Here is a 12,820-nt window from a genome sequence, read left to right as displayed (position 1 = left end):
TGGTTAAATTCATTCAAACCAACAATCTGTAGCGTTGAAGGGACTAATGCTCTGCCTTACAGATCCCTGTATAACTTTTATCTCTGTTATAAAATTTAATTTCACCAGTCGCATTTTTTGGCACTATGCAGGGCACACTTTTGCTGGTCAAGCCTGCTTTATTCCATAAATTGGCTGTTAGGCTTATTAAATCCACTACTCTATCGTATTCAGTAATCGGACCAACATTGAGCGGTAACCAAATATTTTCCCCATAGTAGTTTCCATATAAGATTAAGCTTCCAGCCATATTGTTAATAATTGCTGATGTATAACTGTTTTCAGGAAACCCTCCTAGCGCCAAAATGACATTTTGATAAAGCATTATATTTACAGGCTCGTTTACGGCTTCGATACAAAAAGTGTTATAACTACACAAGGCAAAAGCGAGAGGATCGTAAAAGGTTTTTTTGGGATAATCAGAGTTCCAAACATGAATAAGCTGAGACTGATAAATCACTGTCGAATAAGGCGTATGTGACTCAATTAACCGATAACTATTAGCTGACATCAGCACCGACCTATAGATACTAAGTTTGCTATTTTGGTAAAAAATCAAGGTATAGTTTGATTGACTTCTTTCTCCTTGACTTAATGCCGACTCGATAATATCAATCGTACCCGAGCGTACGGCTTGGAGTGACCCTATATTGCTATCGGCATCACCACCTTGAACCCTTATATCTAAACCAATAAAAGACACCGAAGCGTTATCGACTAACTGAATATCGTTTTTTACAATAATTTGCGTTTTATCGTAAACATCATCCACACTATTGTTATCAAAATTTACTGGGTTAAAGACTGCCACAGAGCCATCTTTTTTTACAAAATTAGTTGCAGAAATCCCCAGTCCCAAATATTTATTTTTTTGGCTATTCATATCGCCAGATATAACCGATTGCTCATCACTATTTACATCATCAAGCAGATCAGAAACACCGCACAATCTAATGTTTCCATCTTTAGCCTTAATGAACATAGTATCTATAGTGTAATTGGCTTCAGGCAGCAATAAAATCAAATTTCCTTTGTAGGTATTATAAAGCGCAAGCTGAGTTTTTAAGTCATCATAATCTTTAATTGAAACGACCTTCATCGTCGTTTTATCTAAACCACATCTTGCGACAATTTTTGGATTTTCCTCTGACGCAAGTACCCTATTGAGTGTTTTCTGTTGATAACGCAAAAATTCCGGTGATCGTTGAGTGAGTTGACTCAAGCTGAAAGGCGATGTTTGCTGAATGATTTTCGCCGAAGACAATTCTGTCTGAGTATTAGCCGCTGCCATTTTTAAAAAACATAAAGTTAACACACTAAAGATAAGGATAAGAAATGACATTTTTATATAGCGCTTCATATTGTCACCATATGGAAACAAAGCATGTGTTCCCCACGCTAACAAGCACAACCTAAACTAGAGCTGAATGCAATTTCCTTTTTGCTTAAGGCAAATTTAGGTTTTTAAAACTTCAGGACAAACTCATCAAACACACTTCACGGTCAATATCACCACATCATCTGAAATCACTTCCAGTTGCCAGCCAAACTGATTGGCTATCCATTCAAAGGTTTCAATCGAATAAAAGCAAATGTGGGTCATATCATTTTTATAATGCCACTGAGCAAAAGCCTGTTTATCTTTAACCCGCTTGGTCATGATTGCCAGTAGGCCATTGGGTTTAAGCAGGGATTTCAGTTGGATCAATAATTGGTTCACATCATAAATGTGCTCAATGACCTCTGTGAGGGTAATGAATTCATATTGTCGGCTAAGAGCCTTCAGTTCATTGACGTAATACAAATCATAATTTGCGACGTGAACGCCGCGGCTTGCTGCCATTTGGCTTAATACTTTGCCTTCTCCGCAGCCGAAATCTAATCCCGAACTATCAGGGCTGACTCGCTCCAGCACCGGATCTAAGCAACGAGAAAGAAACTTTTGGTAACCAGCATCAGCCACATCATTATCGTGTTTATCGTATTCGGCTTTTTCATCTTCAGCACTTAAATGATACTCAGATTCAACTTGCACCAATTTGCACAATTGGCATTGATGATAGGAGCGTTTTTTGTCTTTAGCATAAAAGGTTAACAACTCTTGGTGACATAACACGCAAACTTGATTACTCATTTTACTCTATCTTTTTATTTTTCTTTGCCGCTTGTTGCGCTTTTATCAATTGTTGTTGCTCACGGCTTTGACGTTCAGCAAACTGCTGCTGAGATTTGGTTTGTTGCTGTTGTTCCCAATCACTTTTTTGTTGCGCCGCCAACACTTTTTGCTCCCGGATTGGAGTTTGCTCTGCAGCTTGTTTGGCTTTTTCGGCCTGCAGCATTTCAGTTTTGGTGTGTTCTGAGACTTTTTTTTCAGCTTGAGCCCGTTCGGTTTTAGGCACCCACTTCAGCTTTTTTTTATTGCCTTGCTCATTGGCCATGGCTTGTGGGATCACATTAATGATAAGAGTTAACAGTGCGACTAAAACACCCTGTGACAGTTCCTTTGTCCACTTCATGATTGCATCCTTTGTTTAACTTTCTGGTTCGTAACGACGCCGTACATCTGGCGGCATCGCATTGATTTGTTGAGTTATCATAGCATCAAACAGAGTGAATAACGGCTCGATATTTAACTCAGGCTCTAAAGCTTGTAAACCATAAGCCGCTGCCTCCAAACTCGATAAACTGTCACTACGCTTGGCTTTTCGAATACGGTATTGGCTCGGTTTATCTGGCGAGATATGCAATTGAGGTAGTTCATACAGCCAAGGATTCAGTTGCAGCATTTTATGCACTTTCCGCCATGTACCGTCCAGCACAATTAAAATCGAGGCCGTTGATTGTTTGGCTGTACCCACATCGATACTGGTCTCTGATGGATACAATAAATAAACTGGTTTATTTTGCTGAGATAGCCATTGGCGAATATCGACAAAATCATCGGCGCATTCACCGACTGCCACTCTTACAAAATCTAAGGCTAATGGCAATAATCTCACGCTGTTTTTGCCGTGTTTAACTTCACTGGGATGTTGCAACACCACCAATTGATCGCGACTGGTTATTTTATTCACTATGCCACATAAGCAATGAGTCTGAGGAAAGTGGCAATATTGACACTGCTGGCGTGTTAAACGTGGAGTCAAAGGAAGTTAAGCCATATCATTCATAAAGAGCTCGGATTATAACAAAACTCAGTGTTTCTGCATAAATGTACTGTTTTTCAAGATTCTTGTTGCACTCAAGCAAACGATAAGTAAGGATATTTGTGTTTTTCTATCGACTTACGGGACCAAGTCATGCGTGTGCTCAATTTATCCTCCTTGCTACCAGTGCTGTGTTTGGCTTCTTTTTCAACCTTTGCAGTAAATGCGCCCAGTGAAGGCGATATTTCAAAAAAGGAAATGTCCAGCCCACGGATTAACGACACCTTTGTTAATGACACTATCTTACCGCCACAGATCCAATGGCATGGAGCAAGTGAATCATTATTACTGGACAAAAACGCACCTTGGTCGACGCCCTTTGAACAGTCCAACTATATCAATAGCCCAAATTATCACGATACCTTTGTTTGGCTCGACAAACTCGTTGCACAATCAAACCTCATCCATAAAGTCAGTCTAGGGAAAAGTCCACAAGGGCGTGACATTTGGATGTTTGTCGCCTCAAGTAAAGGCGCTAAAACCCCTAATGAGTTAAAACAAAACCATAAACCCAGCATACTTGTTCAAGCAGGCATCCATGCTGGTGAGATTGACGGTAAAGATGCTGGCATGATGTTACTGCGCGATATAGTACTTGGAGAAAAACGCTCGTTACTCGATGACGTCAATCTCTTGTTTGTGCCAATTTTTAATGTCGATGGTCATGAACGCCACGGAAAATACAATCGTGTCAATCAACGAGGTCCTGTTGACATGGGCTGGCGTACCAATGCCAATAATCTCAATTTAAACCGTGATTACGCCAAAGCGGATACCGCTGAAATGCAGTTAATGCTCAGCGCCATCAACACATGGGATCCGCAACTGTACATCGACGTTCATGTCACCGACGGCATCGATTACCAATATGATGTTACCTTTGGTTATAATCTCTCGAACGGATTAAGTCCTAACAGTTATCAATGGCTCGAAAATAAGTATCGTCCACAAATTGAGACCGCCCTCACCGCCGCAGGCCATATTCCAGGACCACTAGTTTTTGCCATCGACAATACTGATTTAACCAAAGGCCTAACGCTTTGGAATGCCTCGCCGCGGTTTTCAAACGGCTATGGCGATGCACGACATTTGCCTACCATACTGATTGAAAATCACAGCCTGAAGCCTTATAAACAGCGAGTGCTCGGCACGTATGTCTTGTTAGAGCAGACTCTAAAAACCTTAAGTCAGCATGGTACATTGCTTAAAATGGCGATATCGAAAGACAAATTTGCTTTTAATGATCGAGTGACACTGACATGGGAAGCCGAACAGCAACCACAAGGGTGGGATTTTAAAGGCATTGGTTATTCCACCGAGCAAAGCCCAATCAGTGGTAACTCTGTAGTACGCTGGAGTGGTGAACCTAAGCTGTATCAACAGTTGCCTGTCGTTGGTCGCACCAAAGCTAAACTGAAAATTAACCGCCCAAGTGCTTATTACTTATTGCCACAATGGACTGAAGTCATTGAGCGTCTTTCAATTCATGGTATTCGCATGACACAATTGCAAAAGCCGACCCGTAAAATTGTGCAACAATACCAATTTAGTGATCCAACCTTCGACAAACAATCTTATGAAGGCCACCAGCGTGTATCCGTTCAAAGTAGTTTATCACCTCTAGAGCTCACTCTACCGACAGGCACGGTTAAAATTGAAACGGATCAACCGCTGGGAGATTTAGCGATTTTATTGCTTGAGCCACAATCGACAGACTCCTTTCTACAGTGGGGATTCTTTAATCCAATATTTACCCGTACTGAATACATTGAAGATTACGCCGTAGAGCCATTAGCACAAAAGATGTTGCAAGATAATCCTTCACTGCAAGCTGAATTTGATGCTGCCTTAAAAGATGAGGTTTTTGCTAGTGATGCTAAAGCTCGCTTACGTTGGTTTTACCAACGTAGTGCTTATTATGATGATCAGTATCTGAAGTATCCAGTTTACCGCGAGCAATAAGATTGAAAGCTAATACCAATTACAGTAATTAACAGTAATTAAATGCTCAACTCAGAGCTATGTATGTGCTCAAAGTGCAATCGAAATTGATGAAGGCATAGTTGTTACCGGCATACAAAGCTGTCGTTATTACATTGCTACGTCAAGACAATTTTGAGAAGTATTCTTTATAAACCAAAGTGAGCACATACAAGCTCCCGAAGGGCAAGGCTAAAGGATTCCATTACTGCGTTACAAGCACTTGAATTATCCCGACAAAAGCACTAAGTGCGTTGAACGCCAGTTTTGTATGGCGGCCGTAGGGAATATAGTACTTCGAGCTTGTGCCTTGCACTGAAACCCTTTAGCTCTTGCTGAGTGAGAGATTAATTACTGTAATTGGTATAAGGTTAAAATCATCTTATTGCTCAAACAGTTACTCGTATACTCAGCGTTCAACTGATGTTACCGTGAAAATTAATAGTATTAGACGCAACATAGTCCTCCCCGCAATTATTGAAGGGATAAAAATAAGTCTGGCTGTCTGTTAAGCTTTTTGCTTAACTGTTTATACCATATTGTATTTAATCATCATTTGAAGCCATCGGGGACTATTTCTCCTGACCATTAACTCCTCGTAGTTAATATCTGGGTCAAAATAGGCTTTCCTTCGGCTTAATACTGTGTAGATAATACGTAAAAGTTTGTGGGCGATAGCAATGATACTTCTCTTGTGTCCTCGACGGATGACCAAACCTTGGTACTTGCCTTTGAATTGGCTTTTCGTCTTAACGGCAGCATTAGCTACTTCACACAAGAGTGTTTTGACCATTTTGTTTCCTTTACGCATTCGCCCACTTTTTCTTTTTCCTGCACTTTCATTATTTCCCGGACATAAACCTGCCCATGAGCTGATACCCTTCATTCCATCGAAGCAACTCATGTCGTCACCGATTTCACCAATAAGACAAGCTGCACTGATAACACTAGTGCCCGGTATCGTTTGCAAAAGTTCCAGAGCCTCATTCCACGGTTTTATCGTTTCAATAATTAAGGTTTCTAGCTCAGCAAGCTGCTTCTCTAGAAACTCAATGTGACTTTTGATATTACGCAAGATATAAAGGTGTGACGGAGTAAGAGTTTCGTCTATACTCGCCATAAGTTCACTTCTATCGGCTTTCAGTCTTGGGTCGACCATTTTTATCAAGTCACACAATGGCTTTCCCTCAATCAGACCGTTCACGAGTATTTGCCCTGATTTCCCGTTAATGTCGCTAATAAACCCGCCCAGACGAATACCAGCATCATCTAAGGTTTTATGTAATCGATTTTTCTCATTACTCAATTCCTTTTTTTGTTTGTCTCTTCTGCGAGTCAGTAATCTGAGTTGCTCCTGCTGTGGCGCTGGAACGAAACTTGACCGAACGAGTCCATAGTGACCGAGTGAAGCGAGCCATTGACTGTTAATGACATCTGTCTTTCGACCGGGAACATTCTTGACATGTCTTGCATTAACGACCTGCGTTTTTATGCCAGTAATAACAAGTGAAAGGTAGATGCTTTTCCAGTAAACACCTGTACTTTCCATTACAGCTAGCTCAATATGATGCTGTTTGAGAAAATGGCATAATTTCAAGCGTTCTTTTTTTAAAGTACCAAAGGATTGGGTGATTTCTTCAATTCCCTGCTCTGTCTCCTTGCGGATAGTGACCATGACCATCATCTTGTGGACATCTAATCCTGCACAACTTTTTACAATAGGCTCCATAAAATACTACTCCACTGAATTAAAGTGAGTAGCAGAGCCTAGTGGATAGATTGGATTGCCAAGAACTCTAACAAGAACTGGTCATTTTACCGTTCATTCAATGCGTAAAAGCTGAAATAGCCGAGGGTACGAGCAACCATATCCAGATCAGTTTAGGTTCAGTTATGAAAACTAAAAAAAATGCGACCACGATTTAAGCTCTGCTAATAGTTAGAATAAAACAGAAAGAATTTTCATGGTGTAGTGTGATAGAAAAATCGAAATTAAAGTAAACGCTCATGACATCTACGCCTATCATGAACGTTTAGGTTAAAAACGGGTGTAACACTGAGCCCCTTCCCTGATGTGAAGTTATGTTGTCTTCACGGTTAACGGTGCTATAGGCTCATCCGACTGCCTGAGTGCCCTATCTGAAATTTCGGTTTACCTTATATTCGGATAGTGGAAGTCACTACCTTCCAACATTCAGGCTCTCCCACGTTCACTTTATTTCCTTCAATACATGCCACTTCATATTACGCCGGAAGATCAAACAGATGCATTTATCTGTTGCTTCTCTGTTTGTGTCAGGGGTCATCAACTAGGAGAGACTTCCCATCTTCATTTTTGATTTACAACGCTTAACTGAATTCGCTTGATGCTGCGGTCTACATTGCATCTCAACCTTTTTCACGGGGCTTCATGCCATAGCGGTTACCCATTATGCATGCCCGTCAGATTTCGGGATGAACTGGTAATTATCCCGTCAGCTACGTTTCAACCTGATGGACTTATTATAAATAATAACGTTGCTGTCTCTGGTTTATCCTAAAAACATCAGTTGAACGCTGAGTATATGAGTAACTGTTTGAGCAATTGGATGATTTTATTATCATGTTTTTCACCCAATGAGTGAAATGCTCTACGCTCACAAGCTTGCTAAAATGGCTGCTATCTGCGTTGTAACTTTTGCAAGTAGAATAACTACTTGCTGCAAGCTACGTCTTAATATCAGCCATTTTTTCTACGCTTGAGAACGCAGTCAACTGATGTTTCTAGGTTTATGGCCATGTATTCGCTTGGCTGCGTATACGTTGAGACAAATCCCACAACATCTCTTGCTGGGTGAGAGATTAGGGTCTGTTGATCTTTCGTGATTGTTTTTGCAGCGATAAATTGGTTATTTTATGCAAGGCAGGTTTTTTGAGGTTTGGTTATTATCGACATACAAAACTATCGTTACTTCGTTTCCAAATAAGAAAACGATAACGCAGCACCTTTTATTTAGAAAGAGCGACCAATTTACGCTCTCTCTTTTTTCGATGCTTTTGAGCATTCACTGTTCTGTGTTGTGACCAGCTCACTTAGATGGCTAAGCATCACTGCTCACGCCTTGAACAGATAAATGCTCAAATAGCACAAAATTTAATCCTGAAAGATCAACAGATCCTAATTACTGTAATTGGTATTAACCTTGCTGTTCAACGCTCACTTGTTTCTTACGTAAATAATGTTTTTGCCACCACAATACTGGTGCAGCTGCTGCTGTCATCAACATGGCATATGTCATATTAGCGCCCAAGGCAATCGCCATTCCCAAGCAAAATCCACAACCTAATATGATCCAAGGCAAATATTTACAATTTAAGAGCTTGATGGCTGATAGCATCGCCATCATATAAATAATCACAAATACACCATTGGTCCAAGAGATTAAATGCTCTAACTGCTGCTCCGTAACAAAGCTTAAAAATAATACAACGGCCATAACAATGAGAATTACAGTAAGAGCACGCTCAGGGACGCCACGTTCATTCACCTTATCAAAGTATCGCGGCAGAATTTGCTCTTGACTAAAACTACGGGTTAATCGCGCGGCGCTGGCTGAATAAACGTTGACCGTCGCCAAACCACTGCTGATCCCCAAAATACCTATGACTTGTGCGCCATATCCCCCGAGAAGCTGATCAAAAATACCTATCATTGCAACAGAATGATCAGTCGGAACTAACAACAAGAGTAAGGTGCAAGCGACGTAAATAATACCGACCAAGGCAACACCAATCATCATTGCGGGCAGCATGTCTTTTTCAGGCTGTTTAAAGTCGTCTGCCAAGTGAGTCATGGCTTCCACACCAAGAAAACTCCAAAATGCGATACCTGAGGCAACCAAGATTAGTGACAGTTGCGCATCGTCGTGATGGCTTAAACTGACAAACTGTTCACTATTGACTGTACTTGAACCAAACAATAAAACAACGATACTTATCACTGTGAGCGTTAACGCGAATTGGACTTTAGCTGACACTTGCAGCCCTTGCTTACCAAAAAAATACAGCCCAACAATAACCAGTAATTCCAGCCCCAGTTTCGCCCATCCTGAGACTGAAAATAATGCATCAACAAACTGAAAGGTCATCAGAATTGCAGCGGGTGCGCCTAAAGGCACCACGAGCAGAAATATCAGCCCGATTGTTCGTCCCATAGTGCGTCCAAACGCTTTTTCTACAAAATACGCCGGCCCAGCCGCATGAGGAAAAATACTCGACAACTTACCAAACACCAAAGTCACAGGAATAATGCATATTGTGAGTGCCGCCCAAGCAAACAGTGCTCCAAAGCCTGCGACCTCAACCGTAATCTGCGGTAAAATAAAGACTCCGGTTCCTAATAGGGTGGTTGCCATTAATCCAGCGCCTTGCCAACGACCAATTGTTGCGTTCATTAATTATTGATACTCTTTTAATCTAATTTAGAAAGCTGAATTATAGAGGGTATTGCATGAACATTCTGCTACTGCTTGCCGACAAATTCGGCTCATTCACCGACAATATGTCGGGATTGTTATATTATTCCTGCAAAATGTCTGTTATTTATACACGTAAGCCAATTTAACATTATTAGTCATGGATAAATTCGACCAAGCAATCATTAACTTGCTCAGAAAAAATGCACGTCAAAGGGTTTCTTTTATTGCTGAGCAAGTCAGCTTATCTCGCAGTGCGGTTTCAGATCGGATTAAAAAACTAGAGTCATCGGGGATCATCCGCGGTTATCAAGTGCTGCTCAGTGAATCTCAAAAAGAAGGCGTTTCGGCTTATTTTGAAATTCAGCACCAATGCGCTCGATGCTCTGAAGTGATGCACGTGTTTCACGCCATTCCTGAAGTCATTACTTGCCGTGGTATTTCAGGAGAGATGGATTTGTTAGTCTATGTAAAAGCCGCATCGATGAAACGCTTGCATCAAATTCGCGAGTTAATCGATGCGCAAGACGATATTGTGAGGATAAAAACCCACGTAGTGATGAGTGAGTGGATTAATAATTTAGGCTAAGAGCAAACAATTTAAGCATATTTGATACAAATTCGTATTACCTACACTTACCTGTCGTAGTTCTGTTTGAATCTCAGAGTGTTGCAGATGTTTTTTCAACAATAGAGAGCTTTTATTGGCAAGGCTTGTCACCATGTCTGACAATTGTCGATGATAAAAAGTTTGGATAAAACCCCTTAGCGATCTAGCGTTAACTTTGAGCACTTGAAAATCAGCAACGAGATTTCTTTCCCCATTCTTATTTTGTTGTCCTTTCGCCCATTGTTGTAGCTGAGCTCTTTCGTCTCGAGGGGCAATATCTGTCTTTTTCGAAGAAAGATCTTCTGAACTTTTCATTAATCGTTCTTCAATAACGGTTAACATTGCTAATTCATTCTCAATGGATTCTAGCTGTATTTTTTCTGTTTTTCCCTTTCTTCCAAGTTCGGCTTCTATTTTACTCTTGTTCTCAAGTAATAATTTTCTCTTGCTATGAATATTTTCTAAAGTCACTTTTTTTCTTTCTGCTTTCTGTCTTGCGTCATGAGAAACACTTTCTTGTCGCGTCGCTTTGTTGTTCACAGCATCATTTTGATTGATTGAATCTATGCTTTCAGATTTGGCACTTGCACGGTCAACAATTTGAAAAAAATCGCTACTTGTCTCATCAAAGTTCCGTTTTAAAAACAGCATTTCATTCCTTACAAATAAACTCATTTCATCAACGCTATTTTCAAGCCTCACAAATGTTACTTTAAATAAATCATCAGAATTCCTCATACTCCTAGATTTACTGCTCTTTCGTAAAAAAAATCCATGTTTCCAATATTCCTTTTCTGCAGACTCAGCTCCGCCGCTTGTTATATCAACTAAGGCATCTGAACAAAAAGTATGATTATCTAGAGCGCTCAACAACTCACCTTTTCTTATATGCTTATTGTCCTTTACTATTTGTTGTATGGTTAATGCTTCAAATGTCTTATAGTCGTTGACTGCAACTAATGCTCTTTGTACTTGGCTTTTTAGTGTCTGAGCATCCATTTCCGCGAGTGTTAGATTTGTTAACTCCCTATTTTCAGCGTAGTCTTCCCACCCCCTTGGCACTTCAGTCTCACCAACAGGGTTTCTTACCAAAGACGGTGACTCAATTGATTCATTATTATGATCTTGAGGAGACTTTTGGCTCTCCCCCGATCCGGTGCTATTCGATGTATTAGATGAGTTCATCGTGCTTGTTCGAGATCGGCTCATACTATGAACAGAGACTTCATCCATAAAGACATCATCGTACTCATTTAATAAGTTTTGCTTTTCTCTCACTTTCCCTGCATATTTTTTCTGTCTTTCGAGCTCTATTTGTGACATGTGTTTATTTTGTTCACTTACATATTCTGAGCAGATTGCAGCTAGGTTTGTGTCAAACACACCCACTTCTGACAAGATAAGCATTGTTTTTCTATCGGCTAGTTTGCTCAAAGGAAAATTTGCATCATTCTCAATCATGCTACACACAAGCTGTTGAAGCTCTCTCTCACTGAATAAGGTTTGAGCAGAAGTATCAGCGCACAGTTGATTTAATGTTGATGCTATTTGTTCAGCAAATAGTTTTATTTGTATGTATTCCCTTTCTTCATCTTGATCACTCACTTCTAATTCACACCAACACGCCTTCATTCCTTCGTAGGAAATCATAAGCTTCCACGTATTTTTATCACCATTATTAAGTTGATACTTGAATTTCTCTTGTTGTTCCAACGGTAATTTTTTAACTTCATTTATGAACGTTGACACTTGCTCACTCAACTTAAGCTGTTGAAAATTATTTGATTCGAATAACTTGTCAAATATTTCTCGTTCTGTAACAGAAAAATTTCTTTTGATGAGTTCAAATGAAAATTTTAATTCATCTGAAAAACTAGGCGCAAAAACCTCGGTCAAATCTTTAGTTGCAGAATTCATCATTGAGGATCTTGGTATCATGTCACTTCACCTTTTCACACGTTAAGTCGCATTACTTTTAGTAAGCCAGTTTCTTCGCGAATCTACCTTAACTATAGACTTATTAAGCATTTGAAACGGTTAATCATTTTTTAGACTATTCAAGAATATTAGCCAGAATAAAAACGTTTCAAAGTAAGATGCTGAATTTATACAGATTTTATATATTAGGGGCTGTTTATCTTTCAGGATTAAATTTTGTGCTATTTGAGCGTTTATCTGTTCAAGGCTTAAGCAATGAAGCTTAGTCATCTAAGTAAACGAGTTACAACACAGAACAGTTAACGCTCAAAAGCATCTAAGACAGCGTAAATTGGTCATTTCTACTGCGTTATCGCTTGCTTATTTGGAATACCAAACCGCACAAGCTCTGTCTTGTATAAAACGACCAATTTATCGCTGCAAAAATAATCACGAAAGATAAACAGCCCCTAGCTAAATAAAACCTTTATCCTAAATAAATTGGTTGAACGCACAATTTAACTTTAATCTAATGAAGTTAAATACAAAATTAAACAACCCAAATTCACCCATCAGGTGAGTGCTCAACATTCATATACTTGCCAAAATCACCG

At 39.9% G+C, this 12,820-nt stretch carries 9 protein-coding genes; 2 read left to right on the top strand and 7 right to left on the bottom strand.

All coding sequences use genetic code 11. The features are described from left to right. Positions 1-43 precede the first annotated feature (43 nt). The 4 genes from E2I05_RS00350 to E2I05_RS00335 form a co-directional block, all read right to left on the bottom strand. Positions 44-1,261, bottom strand: a complete 1,218-nt coding sequence (locus E2I05_RS00350; protein ID WP_133309410.1) for a hypothetical protein — start codon at positions 1,259-1,261, stop codon at positions 44-46. Positions 1,262-1,525: 264 nt separating this feature from the next. Further along, positions 1,526-2,173 carry a class I SAM-dependent methyltransferase gene (locus E2I05_RS00345; protein ID WP_121854842.1) on the bottom strand — a complete coding sequence of 216 codons (648 nt, stop codon included), beginning with the start codon at positions 2,171-2,173 and terminating at the stop codon, positions 1,526-1,528. 1 nt (position 2,174) lies between these two features. Beyond that, the gene (locus tag E2I05_RS00340; protein WP_121854841.1) at positions 2,175-2,555 is read right to left on the bottom strand and encodes a hypothetical protein; all 381 of its coding nucleotides are present in this window, start codon (positions 2,553-2,555) and stop codon (positions 2,175-2,177) included. 15 nt (positions 2,556-2,570) lie between these two features. Continuing rightward, positions 2,571-3,185, bottom strand: coding sequence for a tRNA-uridine aminocarboxypropyltransferase (locus E2I05_RS00335; RefSeq protein WP_121854840.1), 615 nt, complete (start codon positions 3,183-3,185; stop codon positions 2,571-2,573). Positions 3,186-3,338: 153 nt separating this feature from the next. On the opposite strand from E2I05_RS00335, the gene E2I05_RS00330 reads away from it, so the two are divergent. After that, the gene (locus E2I05_RS00330) at positions 3,339-5,207 is read left to right on the top strand and encodes a M14 family metallopeptidase (protein WP_121854839.1); all 1,869 of its coding nucleotides are present in this window, start codon (positions 3,339-3,341) and stop codon (positions 5,205-5,207) included. A 547-nt stretch (positions 5,208-5,754) separates the two neighbouring features. Here E2I05_RS00330 and E2I05_RS00325 read toward each other — a convergent pair. Continuing rightward, positions 5,755-6,954: an IS110 family RNA-guided transposase gene (locus tag E2I05_RS00325; RefSeq protein ID WP_133309409.1), complete on the bottom strand. Its 1,200-nt coding sequence runs from the start codon at positions 6,952-6,954 to the stop codon at positions 5,755-5,757. Between the two features lie 1,447 nt (positions 6,955-8,401). Further along, positions 8,402-9,658, bottom strand: coding sequence for an L-methionine/branched-chain amino acid transporter (yjeH, locus tag E2I05_RS00320; RefSeq protein ID WP_121854152.1), 1,257 nt, complete (start codon positions 9,656-9,658; stop codon positions 8,402-8,404). A 181-nt stretch (positions 9,659-9,839) separates the two neighbouring features. On the opposite strand from yjeH, the gene E2I05_RS00315 reads away from it, so the two are divergent. Next, the gene (locus E2I05_RS00315) at positions 9,840-10,268 is read left to right on the top strand and encodes an Lrp/AsnC family transcriptional regulator (RefSeq protein ID WP_121854151.1); all 429 of its coding nucleotides are present in this window, start codon (positions 9,840-9,842) and stop codon (positions 10,266-10,268) included. Here the strand turns inward: E2I05_RS00315 and E2I05_RS00310 are convergent. After that, positions 10,260-12,209, bottom strand: coding sequence for a hypothetical protein (locus E2I05_RS00310; protein WP_121854150.1), 1,950 nt, complete (start codon positions 12,207-12,209; stop codon positions 10,260-10,262). The two genes, E2I05_RS00315 and E2I05_RS00310, sit on opposite strands and share 9 nt — an antisense overlap. Positions 12,210-12,820: the final 611 nt, after the last annotated feature.

The sequence above is a fragment of the Parashewanella spongiae genome (assembly GCF_004358345.1).
Taxonomy (GTDB): Bacteria; Pseudomonadota; Gammaproteobacteria; order Enterobacterales; family Shewanellaceae; genus Parashewanella; species Parashewanella spongiae.
The sequence above is the reverse complement of the archived record's forward strand: the minus strand, read 5'-3'. Positions and strand labels throughout refer to the sequence as shown.